This is a genomic window from Polyangiaceae bacterium, assembly GCA_020633235.1.
GTDB lineage: Bacteria > Myxococcota_A > Polyangia > Polyangiales > Polyangiaceae > JACKEA01.
The window spans coordinates 1,932,211-1,947,834 of record JACKEA010000001.1; the positions used below are offsets into that span (position 1 = coordinate 1,932,211).

Consider the following 15,624-nt stretch of genomic DNA (forward strand, 5'->3'; position numbering starts at 1 on the left):
CTTCTTCAGGCGCCCAGCAACAGGCGCCCGGCCATGAGCCCTAGGAAGCTCGCCCCCAGGCAGGCGAACACCGTGATGCCAACGTTCAGCGCCGCCAGGGACCAGGCCCCGTCCTGGATCAGCTTCATCGTCTCGTAACTGAACGTGGAGTAGGTCGTGAACCCGCCCATGGCGCCGGTGGTCAGCGCCAGGCGGAGCGACGGGGACATGCCCGTGGACAGACCCACGTGCATCAAACACGCGAGTAGGAACGAGCCGGTCAAGTTGACCGCCAGGGTTCCGTAGGGGAAAGCCGCTCCCAGCCAGCGCAATGCCCAGCCGCTGACGAGGTATCGGGCGCCGCTGCCGAGGGCGCCGCCGAGACAGACCCAGAGAAACCGTTGCATGGGAAAACGTGGCCTCGTTCGCGAGCTTAGCGGGCATCTAAGGGCAGGCCGCGAGGCGGGGCAAGCCCGGGCCGCGAAGTATTGATTTCCGGGGGGGTTGAGCTAGCCTCGGCGAGGTCACCAGATCGTTTCCGGCATCGGGTCTCGCCGCTCTCACTTCTGGGATGGCGCGTTTCTGTATCGCCTGAGCGAGAGGATGAGAGAGACATGGGAAATCGGCTGTATGTAGGGAACCTGCCATTTTCGACCACCAACGACACGCTCCGTGATCTGTTCTCGGCGCACGGCGAGGTCACGGACGTTCACGTCGTTACGGATCGTGAGACGGGCCGTTCCCGCGGTTTCGGATTCGTGACCATGGGCACGGACGATGCCGCACAGCGCGCCATCGAGGCGACCAACGGCACCATGCTCGACGGTCGCGCGTTGCGCGTGAACGAGGCGGAGGAGCGCGCTCCTCGTGGTCCTCGTGGCGGCGGCGGCGGTGGCGGCGGCGGTGGTGACCGCGGTCGGCGCGGTGGCGGCGGAGAACGCCGCAATCGCTACTGACGCGCGAGCGCCGGCCGGATGGCCGGCAACTGAAAAACGGCGACTAGTCTTCGGACGGGTCGCCGTTTTTCTTTGGATCGGAGAGGCCCAGGGTCTCCATCGCAGCGGCGTCCGGCAGCGTGTCGTGGAACTTGCCGTAGTCGATCATCAGGCGCCCATCCGGCAGCTGACTGATCACGTCCTCGAAGCGTTGGTTCACCCGGATGTCGTCCGGGTAGTAGATGTGCCGCGCGTAGATCGTCTGTCCGTAGGTTCCGTCGTGACCCATGAGCGTGACCACGATCGAAATCAGATCTCCGCCGAGGGGTTTGTCCCAGTCCACGCTCCCGAGGGGGCTCTGTTCGTCGATCTCGTGCATCACCGCCCAAGAGAGCACGAACATGGGTGAGCGATCCCGGGTGAGGCGCAGGTCGCGGACGCGCCGGAAGTGGTGCCCTTCCGGCGTCAGCTCGTCCACGAGGGCGTGCAGCGTCATCGTCGCGTCGACGACTTCGTTCCCACGGGCGTTGCCTGCCCGCAGCATCAGCACCCGTTTGCCCTCCATGCGCGTGACGACCAGGTACTTGGAGAACAGCACGCTGGCCCGCGCGCGGCTGGCCTTGGCGAACACCAGACCGGTGGTGAGCGCCACCCCGATGAGCCCCACCGCCGCCTCCACCGTGACGATCACGTCACCGAACACGTTTCCGGGGGAAAGCGCGCCGTAACCGATGGTGGCCAGGGTCTGTACGCTGAAGAAGAACGCATCCGTGAACGTGCGCGAGTGTCCGCCGCTGATCGACTGCGGATCCAGGGTGTAGAGCGCTGCGAAGAACACGTTCGTGATCACGAACAAGAACGCGAAGGCCACGAACACGCGGGTCCAGCTGCCTTCGATGAAATAGAAGTACAGATCCCGGCGCAGCTCCGAAGGCGTGCCCTTGCGCACGGCGTCGGTCACCACCGGTCGGTTCTTCTGCGCGGGGGCGGCATTCCCCTGAGCATGGCGCTCGCGGGTGATCTCGGCCGTGGTCTTGGCTCCGAGCTCGGTGTGCGCGGCTTCTTCGAAGGGCGCCATCATCATGTCGAAGGCGACCTGCGCCACGGTGACCAAGAGCACGAGAGACAGGAACGCGCCACCGCTCATGGCGCCCCCCGCTGGCGCCAGCAGCAGCAGCAAGAGCGCCGAACCCCAGCGCGCGTTGATGCGAGCGCGGTCGCTGAGCTCGGCCTGACGTCGCTCCGTCACCGAGTCGATGGCGGCCACGCTGAAGTAGGCCACGGCCAGCGAGCCCGCGAGCAGATAGCGATACGCCTCCGGCGCCGGCTGATCCCAGCCGAAGTGCACGGCCTTCTTCACCGCCACGCCGACGGCCGTGAAGCCGATCTGCAGCGGAATGTGGAAGTAGAGCCACACCACCCACTGCCCGCCACCGCTGCGAATGCGCGAGCCCGCGATGTCGTCGAAGTACACCCACCACAGGCTGCAGGTGACCAGCAGCACCAGGCTCGCCTCGCCGTACACGGACAGGTTCACGCCTTCGCCGGCCAGCGCGCTCAGCACCTTCACGAAGGACTCGCCCAGCACGATCAGCGTGAGCAGGCCGTAGCGTTCGCCCAGGTGCTCGAAGTCCAGCGGAAAGCGCTCGCTCAGCTCCCGCGATTGTCGGCTGAGGGGTGAGCCGAGCACGCCGACGGTGCCGACGCCCCACATGCCATAGGCCACGAGCGGGGGCATGAACGCCGCCACCACCCACAGCGCTCCCCCGAACGCGAACACCAGACCCCAGAAGCGGCTGTAGTCCACGGCCTCGGAAACCTGCAAGTAGGCCCGGAGGTACATCCCCGCCACCACCAGCTGCGCGATGCCCGCGGACAGCGAGAAGGCGAACACGTGTCCGTCCAGCACGCCGGGAGCGCTGATGGCCATGGCGCCCACCGCGAACATCTGCAGGAACACCAGCAGGCGATGGGAGAAGTCGTCCAGCGTGTAGCGGTTCTCGAAGAACGTGAATCCGGTCCACGCCACCCACAACGGCACGAACACACCGGCGAAGCCGAGGAACCCCTTGACCGACGTGTGACTCGACAGCCCGTTGCCCAGCTGGATGAACGCGGCGACGAAGATCAGGTCGTAGAACAGCTCGATCCAGGTGGCCTTCTTCTCGAGACCGAGGGCCGGGCTGTGCAAGAAGGGCCGGTGGAACCAGCGGCTCCGCATGCCCTGGATCTATACTCGATTGGGGCCGTTTCCGCGCCGCACCAACAAACTCTCTTTCAATCCCCGTTCGGGTTTTGCTGGTCCGCCGCGGAACCACGCGTACAGTCCTCGCGTGCTCACGGCCCGGTCCACCCGCGGGAAGACGTCTCGGGGACGGCTTCGCGTCCTGGACACGTGGCTGTGCCGCGCGGAGCGCGAGCTCGTGCGGCGCGCGGAGGGCGGTCCCGTCGTGGACGTCGGGGTCGGGGAGGCGCCGTGGACGACGCTCGAGCTCGCCCGCGCGCTGCGGCGCGAAAACCCCGCGCTCGCCGTGATCGGCGTGGAAGTGGACGCCCGGCGCGCGGCGGCCGCCGCGGCGCACGCGGCGGGGGAAGTCGAGATCCGCGTGGGCGGCTTCGAGCTGCCCCTCGCGGAGCCGGCGCGCGTCGTGCGCGCGATGAACGTGCTCCGGCAATACCGGCCCGAGCACGTGGCCGCGGCCCACGCCGCTCTCGCGCGCGGCGTCCAGGTCGGCGGCGTGGTCGTGGAGGGCAGCAGTGACAAGGCGGGGCACGCCTTGGCGGCGCTGGTGCTCCGGGTGACGCGCGACGGTCCGCGGCGCGAAGCACTGGTGCTGCACTCGGCGTGTGTGCGCGGCTTTGCGCCGCTCGCCCTGCGCGACGTGCTGCCCCGCGATTTGCGCCGCGGCGTGTTGCCGCACACCGCCCTGGGCATGCTCTTCGCGCGCTGGACGCGCGTGTGGAGCAAGCTGAAGACGGCCGACCCACGTCACAGCTTTCGCGCGTCGGCGCGGGCCCTCGCCGAGCTGGACGCGAGCGTGGAAGCGGACGAGGCGCTCTTGGCTCAGGGCGTCGTGGTGTGGCGTCCGGCCGAGGGCGTGCCCGCTCTCACGGATTGGCGACCAGATTGATCGACCACGCCGTGGAGCAGGCGCCGCCCTTGTGCACCACCTGCAAGAGCACGTCTCGCGAGTCGTCGTTGCCGCTGCCCGTCAGGCCGTCGCCCCATTTCACGTCGAGGGTTTCGTTGGCGCCAATGCCGCCCGCGTCCGCCTTGGCGTAGGGCGAGAGGCCGCAGGGCGAGGCGTCTTGGTCCACGTTCACGTAGGCGTATACGTCGATGTCGGCATCCGCGGGCACGTCCACACTGGCCGAGAGCTGCAGGGCGTGACCGATCACGCTGTGGTTGTCTTCCGTGACGCGGATGCGGAACCACTCCGATTCCGTGCCTTGGATCTGTTGAGTATCGCTGCCGCTGTCGCCGCTCATGGAGCCGAGATCCGTAGGCGCTTGGCAGGTGGTGGTGGTGCTGCACGCGGTGGCGCCGCCGGCGCCCGCGGCTCCAGCACTGCCGCCGAGCCCGCCACTGCCGCTGAGCCCGCCGCTGCCGCTACTGCCAGCGAGGCCACCACTGCCGCCGCCGCTGCCAGCGGTGCCGCCAGTGGCGGTGCCTCCACCGCTGCCACCCAGAGAGCCACTGCCGCCGCCGGCTGCCGGCACGTCGCCCTCTCCGCCGGTAGCGCAGGCGGAGAGCAAAAACGAAAGGAGAACGGCTCGGACCTTCATTCCACTGCGAGGTGTCCGGCGTGGAGCAACTCCACGAGCACCCGTAGAGAATCGCGTCGCGGCAACGGCGACACGTCCAGCGCTTCTTCCACGCTGAGGCCGCCTTCGAGCCGCGAGAGCATGAAGGCCTGCTCCGGAGTGAGCGCCGCGTGCGACGCGCCGATCACGCGCACGCGACGGGTCTGACCGCCGAGGGCCTTGAGCAGATCTGCTTCGGAGTCCGGAACTACGCGGCGGGGTACCGGACCGCTCTTGCCGTCCGGCAAGGGATTGTTGGGACTGGACGCCAGCTGCGTCTTGGCCGTGCCCTGCTTCTCCCGCTCCGCGCGAGTGGACGGTGGCGGCGAGGACGGCGCCGGTGTGGGCGGGCGCCGCGGAGAGCGCGACGACTGCGGCGGTGCGGAAGTGGGACCCGTGCCCGGCAACGCGCACTGGGCGGCGATGGCGAAATGCTCGACCAGCTCCGTCACGCTGCCGTAGCGCTCTTCCGGCTTCTTCGCGAGGGCGCGCTCCAGCACTTCTTGAGCGGCTTCCGGTGTGCCCGGGGCCAGCTCCCGGAGCGAGAGCGGCGCCGCGCCGATGATCGCCTGCAGCACTTCCATCACCGTGGTGCCGGTGAAGGGCATGCGGCCGGCGAGGCACTCGAACACGATGCAGGCGAGGGAGAACTGATCCGCACGAGCGTCCACGTTGGCGGTGCGACCCAGGGCTTGCTCCGGCGCCATGTAGTCGGGTGTGCCCAAGATGTCGAACTCTCGGGTGATCTTGCGGCCGCCGCCGGTGCCCTTGCTGATGCCGAAATCGAGCAGTTTCACGAAGCCCTTTTGCGTGGGCAGGTCCACCAGGAACACGTTGCCGGGTTTCAGGTCGCGGTGGACGATGCCGAGGGTGTGCGCCGCGGAGAGGCCCAGGGCGACCTGCCACGCGATGCGCACGGACTCCGACAGCGACAGCGTGCCTTCACGCTCCAGGCGCACGGCGAGGCTTTCACCTTCGAGCAGCTCCATCACCAAGTACGGCTCGCCCGCAGGCGTGGTGTCGAAGTCCGACACGTGGACGATGTGGGGGTGGGCGAGCTGACTGATGATCTCCGCTTCGCGCTGGAAGCGGGCGAGGGCTTGCTCGTCGTTCACCAGGTGCTGAGCCATGATCTTCACGGCCAGTCGGCGCCGCAGACGGACGTGCTCGGCTTCGAACACGGTGCCCATGCCGCCTTCGTCGATGGCGCGCAAGATGCGGTACGCCCCTCCCAGCACCTCCCCGGGCCGGACGGAGGAAGCTCGCTCCGCTACCGCCAAGTCCTCTTGCACCACGCTCGATCCCTCTTCACCGCCGGAGTCGGACCCGCGACGAAAGCTCACTCTATCACCCTCCGCCACGAACAGCGGCAGCTTCCGAAGGTAAGGTGATGTGGGACGGGGTGACGCATTGGGCGCTTCGAGCCCATAAGCGTGGAGCCGGAGCCATGAGGGCGCCAGGCCCTCACGGCCGGAGCGCTTCTAGCAGCAACGCCGCGGCGCGCTCGACTTCTTCCTCGCGGGTCTCGAAGCCCAGGGACAGCCGGATGGCGCCCAGGGCGAGCGGCCCGGAAACGCCCATTCTGGTGAGCACCGCGGAGGGTGTTTCCGTTCCCGCATGGCAGGCCGAACCGGTGCTCGCGGCCAGCTCGGGCACGCGACCCAGGACCTCGCTGCCGCGCGTGCCCGGGGCGGCGACCAGCAAGGTGTTCGGTAGGCGTTCGGCGTCCTGTCCGAACGCGACGAGGTCGGGATGTCTCGCTCTGAGACGCCACCACAGGCCGTCGCGCAAGGACGCCACCCGCTTGCGGTCTTCCGCCGTGCGCCCTCGGGCGCGACGACAGGCGACCCCGAGGCCGACGATGGACGCGACATTCTCGGTCCCGGGCCGGAGGCCGCGTTCGTGGGAGGCGCCCAGCGTGAGGGGGGTCAGTGCAGTGCCGCGGCGCACGATCAGGGCGCCGACGCCCTTGGGCGCGCCCAGCTTGTGGCCGGCGATGCTGATCAGGTCGGCGCCGAGGGCGGCGACGTCCAGCTTGGCGGCAGATTGAGCCGCGTCCGTGTGCACGCGCACGCCCCGCGCGTGGCACAGCTCCACGATGGGGCGAATGGGCTGCACCACGCCGGTCTCGTTGTTGGCGTGCATGATGGTGACGAGCGCGGTGTCGTCCGAGAGCGCCCGTTCCACGTCGTCCGCGCTCACCGCGCCGGCAGCGCTGACGGCGATGCGCGTGACCCGGTGGCCCCGGCGCTCGAGCTCCGCGGCCGGCGCCGCCGTGGCCGGGTGCTCGATGCTGGACGTGATCAGGTGGCGCGGCGACGAGCCCGCCGGCAGCGTGCCGAAGATGGCAAGATTGTTCGCCTCCGTGCCGCCGGAGGTGAACACGACCTCGTCGCTCTCGGCGCCGACCAACGCTGCGACGTCGCTGCGCGCTGCCTCCACCGCCGCGTGCGCATCCCGGCCGTAGGCGTGGGAGCTCGACGGATTGCCGAAGTGCGTCTCGAGGTACGGAAGCATCGCCGCCAGGACCTCTGGCAAGAGCGGCGTGGTTGCGTTGTGGTCGAGATAGATCGGGCGCTCGGCCATGGCGCTTCATATCAGTGATGCGACCATGTGCGCAGCTGTCCGACAAAACCGCGGCGAAGGCGCCTCGTTTCGTCGAGTGGAGACACTGTTTGTTCGAAATGCTTAGAGGGATTGCGACACTGGGGCTTTCGGTAGTGGTGTGTCTCGTGGGCGCGGCCGCCTGTGGCAGCAGCGATCAATCGGGACTTGGCAGCAGCACCGGCGGCGCCGGTGGCGGAGACAGCGGCATCGGCACGGGAGGAGCGGGGACCGGCGCTGCCACCGGCAGCGGCGGTGTGGGCGGCGGGCCCGCATGTGTGAACAGCGGGGATTGCGCGCCACCAACGCCCTACTGCCACCCGACCGCCGGGGTTTGCATCGAGTGTCTGGGGGACGCGAACTGCTCGGGCAACCGTCCATATTGCGACACGGCGCAGGGCAAATGCGTGGAGTGCGTGGGCGACGGCAACTGCAGCGGCGACACGCCTTACTGCAACACCGCCGCGGGGAGCTGCGTGGAGTGCACCGCGCCCGCCAACTGCACGGGGCCCAATCAGACGTGCAACGTGGCGACGCACCAGTGCGAGCGATCGTGCTCGTCCAACACGGACTGCGCGCAGGCGAACAACCACCCCTACTGCGACACCGCCAACGGCGTGTGCGTCCAGTGCCTGGCCGACGGCAACTGCGGTGGTGACAACCCCTACTGCTTGCTGCCCGCGGGGCAGTGCGTGCGCTGCCTGAACGACACGCAGTGCACCAACAACGGTCGGCCGTACTGTCAGCCGGATCGCCATCAGTGCGTGGAGTGCCTGACGAGCGACAACTGCCAGCCTGGGGAGACGTGCAATCCCCAGGAGTTTCAGTGCGGAGGCGGCTGAACGAGACTCTCCGGGTCCCCAACCGAGAGAACCGTGAGCCCGAGCGCCGTGAGGTGCTCGGGCTCGCGACTTTCGGGAGGTTCCGCGGCGGACCGACAAACCCATGATCGGGGTGGTGGCATCTCTCCGAACGCGCCTTACGATAGGCCCGCCGAGCGAGCCCGCTGGCACGGATTTCGCTGAAACACGCGCGAAACGGAGGAATGATCATGAGTGACTACGGATTCGACGTCCTGCTCGCCAACACCAGCTTCGACGACGCGGTCGCCAAGGTGACGGACGCTTTGAAGGCAGAAGGCTTCGGCGTGCTCACGCGTATCGACGTGAAGGAGACGTTGAAGAAGAAAATCGACGTGGATTTTCAGCGTTACGAGATCCTCGGCGCGTGCAACCCGAAGCTCGCCCATCGCGCGCTGTCGACGGACTCGTCCATCGGCCTGCTGTTGCCCTGCAACGTGACGGTGGAACAGGTGGACGGCGGCGTGCGCGTGTCCATCGTCGATCCGAAGGCGATGTTTCAGGTGGTGAAAGGCGACGCGTTGAAAGACGTTGCAGAGGAAGCGGAGTCCAGGCTGCGCCGGGTGGCCTCGGCGCTCGGCTGACCGAGGCCGGCGAAGGCTAAAAATCGCGTCGCGTCTTCCGGCGGGCGGCCCAAGAAGCGCCGCCGCCGCTGGCGCCGGTTCCAGGCCGAGACGAGGCGCGCATACTCCGAGAGCTCCGCACGTTGGGTTTCGAGCAGCGTGCGGAGCTGGTGCGGGCTCTCGCGTTCGCCCCGCTCCCAGGGGCAGTCCCCCAGCGGCAGCAGCCGCAGACGTCGGATGCCGCCGCGGCGGCCGAAGCTGGCGTGGAAGGGAAAGCTCCGGCAGGGCAGGGGGCGCGCGGCGTAGACGCCACACAGGCCGTCTGCCCCGAGCAGGGCGCAGCCGCTGTCGCCGAAGCGCAGCGTCATCAGCCGTCGGCCGCCGGCGAGGTCGAGGCAGGTCTCCGGCTCGCCGCTCATGTCGAGGCTCGCCATCTCCGTGAGCTCCGCGGCACTCTTGCCCGTGGCGGTCATCAAGCGGCGCACGTCCCTGTGGGTGACGGGCACGCGCACGGAGCGGCAGCAGTTACCGCACGCGGTGCAGCGAAAGCGAAGCAGGTGAAGGCCGGACGCCACCGCGAGAGCTTAGCTCCTCCGTGCATGCCAAGGCGAGAGCTCGAGTCCTGTATGTCGGTCCGCCGCGGAACCACCTTCGGCGACACCGCCGTCAGATCGCGGCGAGGAACACCGCCAAGCCGCCAAGACGAGAGAGAAAACCGCCAAGACGCCAAGGTCGCCAAGCCGAGAGAGAGAAAACCGCCAGGCCGCCAAGCTCGCCAAACCGAGAGAGAGAGGGGGTTGTGAACGTGGAGGCGACGCATGGAAACGGCGCAAGCGACGCGAAGAGTCTTCAGCGCTCAGCCCAGGATCTTGGTCTCTCTTGGCGATCTTGGCGCCTTGGCGGTTTGACTTCTGCTTGGTCGAGGGTCGCCAAGCCGCTGAAGCTACCCTCGGCAGCGGACGACTAACGTCGCTGTCACGCATTAGACGACTGACGGTCGCGCCGCCGTTGCCGCGCGTCGTTCGAGGGCGGGCGCGCGCGGCCTTCTGAGCCAAGCGACCGGAAGAGCGCAACACGAGACAAGCGCGAACGGACGACAGAATTCGACACCGCGAAGGCGATTTCAGTTGACGAGATTTCGGACGCTCCGCGCTCTCATTTCGCCGCTCTGGTTCGCACAACGCCCGCGCAGCGCACGTGCGCCCACTGGGCGAGCGTTCGAAACGAAATCGATCTTCGAAGTGCCCGCGCGCTCGAAAGCGCCTCGAGAGGGCGCTGAAGAAGACGAAATTTCCCGTGGTATGCCAGGGGAAACCACGGGGGTTTGTCATGTCATCATCCAAGGCCATTTCCGTAGAACTGTCTGCCACCGAGCGCACTGCGCTCTCCGCACTTCAAGACCTCTCCAATCGCGATCTCTGGTCCAGCGCGGTCGTTGCCAACGCCGGGCGGCGCAAAGCGATCGCGCACTTGGTCGCGCACCTCGCCGAAATCGACCGACGTGAGCTCGTGTACGACCAGGGCTACTCGTCCATGTACGACTTCTGCGTGCGTGGCCTGGGGATGAGCGAGGGCACGGCGTATCGGAGCATCGCCGGGGCGCGGGCAGCGCTGTCGTTTCCGGTGGTGCTTTCGCTACTTGCTAGCGGAGATTTGCACCTTTCCGGGCTTTCGCTCTTGGCTCCGCGACTCACGCAGGACAATCACACTGCGCTCCTGGAAGAAGCCGCCGGCAAGACCAGCGCGGGGATTCGCGTCGTGCTCGCGCGCTGGTTCCCGAAGCCGGATGTTCCGGACCGGGTCGAGCCCAGTGCCGGGAAAGGGTCGGGGGCCGGCGTGGAACCGCTTTCGGAAGGGCGCTTCGAGGTGCATTTCAGTGCCGGAGAGAGCCTGAAAGCGAAGCTCGAGCACGCCCAGAATCTGATGAGCCACGTGAGCCGGGAGCTGGAGGTCGTGGTCGAGCGGGCGCTCGACGCGCTGATTCGCGAGCTGGAGAAGAAGCGCTGGGGCAAGACAGACAAGCCGCGCCGCTCCCGCGGAACGAAGCCGGGCGAGCCCGGCCGTGCAGCCCGGCGCGAGGTGTACGAGCGCGACGGTGCCCAGTGCTGCTTCGTGTCGGAGTCCGGGGTGCGCTGCACGGCAAGGGCGTTTCTGCAGTACGACCACATCGAAGCCACCGGCATCGGTGGTGGCGATGGATCCTCCAATGGTCGGATCTATTGCAGAGGCCACAACTTGAACGCGGCCAAGAAGACCTTCGGCCGCGAGTACGTGGAAGACAGGATTCGCCTTCGTCAGCGAAGGCGTTCAGACACCGAGGACGTTGCGGACGCTGAGGCGCGAGAGAAGCAAGACAAGCTCCTCTTGGCGCTGACGACTCAGGGCTTCAAGAAGGGCGAAGCCAAGAAGGCGACGGAAACGCTCGCTCGAGAAGCGCGCACCCTCTCTCTACAAGAGCTGCTTCGGCGCGCCCTGGCGCTGCTTGTTCCGCGATAGGCGGGCTGATTCCGCGCCGAATCGACAAGCCACCCGACAAAGAGATCGTCGTTGAGCCGCCGCTTTGCGAGAGAGGACCAACTCAGATGAGCACTGGGGTTACAGCGTCTTTCAGAAGCATGGAACAGTGGCGGCGCGGGGTTCTCGGTTCCCCGCGCGGGGTGTGGGGCGTAGCCCCACCGGGAATACCGGCGAGGCCGGCGCCGGCTGCCTACCGTTCACCTGAGTCGCCGGGCGCCAGCGTGTTACGAGTCAATGAAAGCGGCTGTAGTCTGTCATCCAAATTGCGGCGAGCTCAGTGTGAGCAGCAACGGAAACCGATGTTGCTGCCGATGTCGTCTCGCTCGGCGACAGCACTATAGGCGCACGCAAGCTGGATGGAGCTCGAGCCGAAACTCCCACCGCGAAGGCGGCACTTGTCGTACCGCCCATCCGTGCCATCGCACACCCCCTCCCACTCCCACACGTTCCCGCTGAGGTCGAGCAGCGTCGGGAGTCCGCCTTCGCACTGGCCGGGCTTCGCGGCTCGGGGCTCCGCTCCCAGCGCACCATTGCACGCATTGGGATCATAGTGCGTTCCATACGGATACGCCTGGTCGCGCCCGCCCGTGCAAGCCAAATACCAACTGTCAGACTCCCCGGCGTACTCGCCGTAGGGAAGCTGGGAGTCATCGGTCGCACCGCACAAGCTACGTCCCTTCCACTGGCAGAACGCGGCGGCGTCGCACCAGTCCACGCCCGTCGCCGGGAGTGCTCCATCGCCGTGATCGCCGCTACTCCAACCGTTTGGAACTAGAGACGTGTTCCACCAGCAGCCGGGGACCGCCGGCTGCGCTGGCGTCGCCGCCAAGAACTGCCGATAGGCCGAACGCACAACCTCAACCGCATCGATGCAGTAGGGAGCGTCGCCGACATCAACGCGAACGGTGTCCACGCTGCATTCGACGAGACCACTCGCGCCAGCGCTTGACTCACTTCCGCCTTGCGGGAGGGGATCGTCCATGACGCGACCGCAACCCCCAACCGCCAGACAAGCGATCAGCGCTAGAAGCAAACAGGATCGCTCGGGACCACCGGCAGCTTCGAGCTTCCTATTGAGGCCGGAACGAACGACACAGCTGCTCCAATCGACACGTATCCACATTTTCCCGATCCTTCGAGGCGCGAATCCGCGTAGGGCGTGGCGAAATCATCGAACCAGGTGGGACAAAGGTTCGGATCACCCGCGGCAATGGCTTCATATGCGGCGTGGGCCAGAGGTGCCGGAGAGACGACCCCACCCAGCGTGCCGCGATACTCACCCGTTTCGTCCTGCCAAAAAAGCTCCACGACGGCGTGGTGAACTGTGACCCGAGGACTCGGATACTCCGGGCTCAACGGCAAAGTGATCTCGTCGGCGAAGAACGCGAGAGCCCCCGGCCCCCCCCTCGCCGCCGCGTTCGATGTGGGCGCCTCCCAAACGGCCCAAACGTCAGTGCCGTCGAAGTTCGGCGTCGTCTGGCTAGTAGCCCAGGAAAAGTTGCTCGACTCCGAGGAACCTACTTCGACCATCAGGGTCCATGTTCCCGACGCCATTGCCTCGTTCAATGCCGAGCCAACTTGCAGGGACCCTTGGCCGAGTATCGGCAGCAGCACACCGCCAAATACGTTGTCACGCCCCTCGGCGTCATCCCCAGCCAGCGAAGCCGCGCAAGCATCTGCGCACGCATCGCCGACGCAGCAGTCCAGATCAAAACCGACGGACTCCCACTGCCCGCTGTGTTTTGCCGTCCCAAAGTCGATGTGTTTCAGCGCCAAAGTGAGTGGCGGCGGCGTTCTTGGCGCAGGTAGCGGTACCCCGAACGGAGGGCAGGCATTCAGCGGTCCACTGTCACTCTGTCCCGCGTCTCCAGCGCCGAGCTCGTCTTTGGTCTGGCCACAGGAAAGCACGAACAGCGCAGCGACTGTCGCCCAACGAGCACGCGCTAGTCCCATGTTGACCACCGAAGTCTGAACTCGCCGACGTCGGGATCAAGAGGCGATTCCGGGTCTTTGGGTTGGCCCCAGACTCCTATCCAGTCTGCGGTCCCCCGAATGTGGGCCTCTATTGGCGCCTTGGCGGTTTGTCTTTTCTCTGGTCACTCGGGATCGGAGCAGCAGCGGAATCCCGTTTCGGTGCCGTGATAGACGGCGTCGTGGGCGGTCTGGGCGGCGCGGCAGAAGTTCCGGCTCGGCTGCCAGTAGGCGCCCTTCATCGCGGGGCGTACCGGTGAGGTGCCGTCGATGGCGACCATCTCCTCCAGGTTTCCGGAGAGGTTTCGCACGCCGAAGGGGCTCACGCAGCGAGGGTACGCATCCGAGGGAGCGCGGCGATCCTTGAGCTTGCCGGCGTCGTCCACGAGATCCGTGTGGTCCGCGTTGCAAGCGGTGGCGTCGCGGGCGAAGCCGTAGGGATATGGGCGCATCTCTTCGCCCTCGCAGGCGAAGTTCCACTCGCTCTCCTGGCACACGCGCTTGCCCAAGCTGCCGCAGGTCTTCACCGCGTCGTTGAAGCTCTGGTCGTTCTCGGGCAGCGTGCTGCCAGGCGCGGTGTACTCGTCGCGATCCATGCAGAAGCGGAGCTTCACCCGCTGGGCCGAGCGGCAGGTCGCGGGCTGGGCGTACTGGGCGCAGCGAAACTCGTGGTAGCGCCCGGGCGGGTCCATCCAGCGCAGGCAGCGCTGCTCGACGTCCGGGCAGTAGCTGCCCTCCACCAGGACCATGTCATCGGGGCACGCGCTCGGCTCTTCCTTGGCCAAAGTGGCAGGCGCTTCCAGGGTCGCCGCCAGGGTCTGGTCGGAAGTGGGCGCCACGGCACCCACCGGCGTGGAAAGGTGCGAAAGGTGCACCTTTTGGCTGGTGGGGCCGCGGTCCGCACAGGATGTCAGTCCGCTGATCACCAGCAGCGCGGGAACGAGCAGGGAGGAGCGAGACATCCGGTCTCGCGTGTATCCAACAAACGTTCCATGCGAGCTGCCCGCGTTTTCCTCGTATTGCGAGGGCTCGCTGCTGCTGCCAAGGAGCAGCAAGTGCTGCCCGTAGGCAGCAGCAGCTGGGGGCGATTCACCCCGCGTCTGGGCGCAGCAGCACCGGCGGCGGCTCGTCCTCCACCAGGTACTCGAACTGCCGCCGGAACTCCTCCAGCGAGAGCCCCGCCGTGGCGGCGAACTTGGCGAGCTCGTGGGGATCCTCGAAGTCGTCCCGGCGCAGGCGCAGCATGTAGCGGCGAGCGATCTTGTAGTGCTCGGTGCTCACGTCGACCATGCGCACCCGCGTGCGCCCGGTCTCGGGATCGAGCATGTCCGTCAGGCCGATGGGCTGGAACTTGGCTTGCTGGATGGTCACCATGGCGTCGGTGCCGTCTTCCAGCAGGTACTTCGCCGCGCAGTAGCCGAGGTCCCGGGTGTACTCCATGTCGTAGGGGATGGGATCCGTGCAGCGCAGCTCGTAGCCGATGTTCTTGGCCACCACGGTGCTCTTGATGCCCATGCCCTTCAGCCGCTCCTGAACCCGGGATTTGAGCAGCTCGCCGAAGTTCACCTCGGCGATGCGCAGGTTGTCGTGGGCGTCGCGCTCCACGTTGGCCAGCTCTTCCAGATCCTCCGGGTGCAGGCGTTCCACCAAGCCTTCGGCGAGCACCGCAGTGCCATCGCTGCGGCCGTAGGACTGCCGCTTCACGATGGCGCCGGCGAGGGTGTCCACGATGCGGCCCAGTCGGATGTACTTCTCCGGGAACTCTTCCGGAATGAGCGTGAGCGTCGCGCCCGCCGCTTTGCCGATGCCGAGAGCGAGGTGGCCGGCCTTGCGACCCATGGCGATGATGAAATACCAGCGCGAGGTAGTGAACGCGTCTACCTGCAGATCCTTCACGATGCCCACGCCCACGTGCCGCGCGGTCTGAAAACCGAAGGTGGGAATGCTGCCGGGCAGATCCAGATCGTTGTCGATGGTCTTCGGCACGTGCACCACGTGGATGCGCCCTTGGGCCTGTTGGCTAAGGCGCAGCGCGGTGAAGGCCGTGTCGTCCCCGCCGATGGTGATGAGCTTGGAGACGTTCAAGCGCAGCAAGGAGATGACCGTGTTCTCCAAGTGCTTGGGATCTTTTGTTGGGTTGGCGCGGGAAATGCCAATGATCGAGCCGCCGCGAAAGTGGATACGGCTCACGCTCTGAATCGTGAGCGGCGTGACGTGGCTGATGTCGCCGTTCATGATCCACTGAAACCCGTCCCGGATGCCGACGACGGGCACACCGGAGAGCTGGGCGCGGATCGTGGCGGCGCCAATCACGCTGTTGATTCCAGGGGCGGGGCCTCCGCCCACGACGACGGCCATCACATGGGGTTGAGTCACGCGGGCACTATAGCG

15 protein-coding genes are annotated in these 15,624 nt (G+C 66.9%); 5 read left to right on the plus strand and 10 right to left on the minus strand.

Annotated elements, in window-relative coordinates:
• Positions 1-5: 5 nt before the first annotated feature.
• Positions 6-386 carry a fluoride efflux transporter CrcB gene (crcB, locus tag H6717_08535; GenBank protein ID MCB9577058.1) on the minus strand — a complete coding sequence of 127 codons (381 nt, stop codon included), beginning with the start codon at positions 384-386 and terminating at the stop codon, positions 6-8.
• 207 nt (positions 387-593) lie between these two features.
• Between crcB and H6717_08540 the strand changes: the two genes are divergently transcribed.
• Positions 594-935 (plus strand): RNA-binding protein, encoded by a 342-nt coding sequence (locus H6717_08540; GenBank protein MCB9577059.1) that lies wholly within the window; start codon positions 594-596, stop codon positions 933-935.
• A gap of 43 nt (positions 936-978) precedes the next feature.
• On the opposite strand, the gene H6717_08545 is transcribed toward H6717_08540, so the two are convergent.
• Positions 979-3,135 carry a low temperature requirement protein A gene (locus H6717_08545; protein ID MCB9577060.1) on the minus strand — a complete coding sequence of 719 codons (2,157 nt, stop codon included), beginning with the start codon at positions 3,133-3,135 and terminating at the stop codon, positions 979-981.
• A 112-nt stretch (positions 3,136-3,247) separates the two neighbouring features.
• Here H6717_08545 and H6717_08550 point away from each other — a divergent pair, with 112 nt between their 5' ends.
• Positions 3,248-4,045, plus strand: coding sequence for a methylase (locus H6717_08550; GenBank protein ID MCB9577061.1), 798 nt, complete (start codon positions 3,248-3,250; stop codon positions 4,043-4,045).
• Here the strand turns inward: H6717_08550 and H6717_08555 are convergent.
• From H6717_08555 to H6717_08565, 3 genes are all read right to left on the minus strand, one after another.
• Positions 4,023-4,700 carry a hypothetical protein gene (locus tag H6717_08555; GenBank protein MCB9577062.1) on the minus strand — a complete coding sequence of 226 codons (678 nt, stop codon included), beginning with the start codon at positions 4,698-4,700 and terminating at the stop codon, positions 4,023-4,025. The genes H6717_08550 and H6717_08555 overlap by 23 nt on opposite strands.
• Positions 4,697-6,061: a serine/threonine protein kinase gene (locus H6717_08560; GenBank protein MCB9577063.1), complete on the minus strand. Its 1,365-nt coding sequence runs from the start codon at positions 6,059-6,061 to the stop codon at positions 4,697-4,699. The genes H6717_08555 and H6717_08560 overlap by 4 nt, the downstream gene beginning before the upstream one ends.
• A 121-nt stretch (positions 6,062-6,182) precedes the next feature.
• Positions 6,183-7,304, minus strand: a complete 1,122-nt coding sequence (locus H6717_08565; GenBank protein ID MCB9577064.1) for a cysteine desulfurase — start codon at positions 7,302-7,304, stop codon at positions 6,183-6,185.
• Between the two features lie 98 nt (positions 7,305-7,402).
• Here H6717_08565 and H6717_08570 point away from each other — a divergent pair, with 98 nt between their 5' ends.
• Both H6717_08570 and H6717_08575 read left to right on the plus strand, forming a co-directional pair.
• Entirely contained in the window at positions 7,403-8,164 is a 762-nt protein-coding gene (locus H6717_08570) for a hypothetical protein (GenBank protein MCB9577065.1), read from the plus strand.
• Between the two features lie 209 nt (positions 8,165-8,373).
• Positions 8,374-8,766 carry a DUF302 domain-containing protein gene (locus H6717_08575; protein ID MCB9577066.1) on the plus strand — a complete coding sequence of 131 codons (393 nt, stop codon included), beginning with the start codon at positions 8,374-8,376 and terminating at the stop codon, positions 8,764-8,766.
• On the opposite strand, the gene H6717_08580 is transcribed toward H6717_08575, so the two are convergent.
• Positions 8,682-9,320, minus strand: a complete 639-nt coding sequence (locus H6717_08580) for a YkgJ family cysteine cluster protein (protein ID MCB9577067.1) — start codon at positions 9,318-9,320, stop codon at positions 8,682-8,684. The two genes, H6717_08575 and H6717_08580, sit on opposite strands and share 85 nt — an antisense overlap.
• Before the next feature lie 754 nt (positions 9,321-10,074).
• Between H6717_08580 and H6717_08585 the strand changes: the two genes are divergently transcribed.
• Positions 10,075-11,241, plus strand: a complete 1,167-nt coding sequence (locus H6717_08585; protein MCB9577068.1) for a hypothetical protein — start codon at positions 10,075-10,077, stop codon at positions 11,239-11,241.
• A gap of 295 nt (positions 11,242-11,536) precedes the next feature.
• Here H6717_08585 and H6717_08590 read toward each other — a convergent pair whose 3' ends face one another.
• The 4 genes from H6717_08590 to H6717_08605 form a co-directional block, all read right to left on the minus strand.
• Positions 11,537-12,115: an SUMF1/EgtB/PvdO family nonheme iron enzyme gene (locus tag H6717_08590; protein MCB9577069.1), complete on the minus strand. Its 579-nt coding sequence runs from the start codon at positions 12,113-12,115 to the stop codon at positions 11,537-11,539.
• A gap of 170 nt (positions 12,116-12,285) precedes the next feature.
• Positions 12,286-13,224 (minus strand): hypothetical protein, encoded by a 939-nt coding sequence (locus tag H6717_08595; GenBank protein MCB9577070.1) that lies wholly within the window; start codon positions 13,222-13,224, stop codon positions 12,286-12,288.
• Between the two features lie 134 nt (positions 13,225-13,358).
• The gene (locus H6717_08600) at positions 13,359-14,195 is read right to left on the minus strand and encodes an SUMF1/EgtB/PvdO family nonheme iron enzyme (protein ID MCB9577071.1); all 837 of its coding nucleotides are present in this window, start codon (positions 14,193-14,195) and stop codon (positions 13,359-13,361) included.
• Positions 14,196-14,322: 127 nt separating this feature from the next.
• Positions 14,323-15,591 (minus strand): 6-phosphofructokinase, encoded by a 1,269-nt coding sequence (locus H6717_08605; protein ID MCB9577072.1) that lies wholly within the window; start codon positions 15,589-15,591, stop codon positions 14,323-14,325.
• Positions 15,592-15,624 lie beyond the last annotated feature (33 nt).

Excerpts from the sequence above, each read along its gene's own strand:
- H6717_08600 (MCB9577071.1), bottom strand. The coding sequence starts at position 14,195 with ATGTCTCGCTCCTCCCTGCTCGTTCCCGCGCTGCTGGTGATCAGCGGA.
- H6717_08545 (MCB9577060.1), bottom strand. The coding sequence starts at position 3,135 with ATGCGGAGCCGCTGGTTCCACCGGCCCTTCTTGCACAGCCCGGCCCTC.
- H6717_08585 (MCB9577068.1), top strand. The coding sequence starts at position 10,075 with ATGTCATCATCCAAGGCCATTTCCGTAGAACTGTCTGCCACCGAGCGC.
- H6717_08565 (MCB9577064.1), bottom strand. The coding sequence starts at position 7,304 with ATGGCCGAGCGCCCGATCTATCTCGACCACAACGCAACCACGCCGCTC.
- H6717_08555 (MCB9577062.1), bottom strand. The coding sequence starts at position 4,700 with ATGAAGGTCCGAGCCGTTCTCCTTTCGTTTTTGCTCTCCGCCTGCGCT.
- H6717_08540 (MCB9577059.1), top strand. The coding sequence starts at position 594 with ATGGGAAATCGGCTGTATGTAGGGAACCTGCCATTTTCGACCACCAAC.
- H6717_08605 (MCB9577072.1), bottom strand. The coding sequence starts at position 15,591 with ATGGCCGTCGTCGTGGGCGGAGGCCCCGCCCCTGGAATCAACAGCGTG.
- crcB (MCB9577058.1), bottom strand. The coding sequence starts at position 386 with ATGCAACGGTTTCTCTGGGTCTGTCTCGGCGGCGCCCTCGGCAGCGGC.
- H6717_08570 (MCB9577065.1), top strand. The coding sequence starts at position 7,403 with ATGCTTAGAGGGATTGCGACACTGGGGCTTTCGGTAGTGGTGTGTCTC.
- H6717_08575 (MCB9577066.1), top strand. The coding sequence starts at position 8,374 with ATGAGTGACTACGGATTCGACGTCCTGCTCGCCAACACCAGCTTCGAC.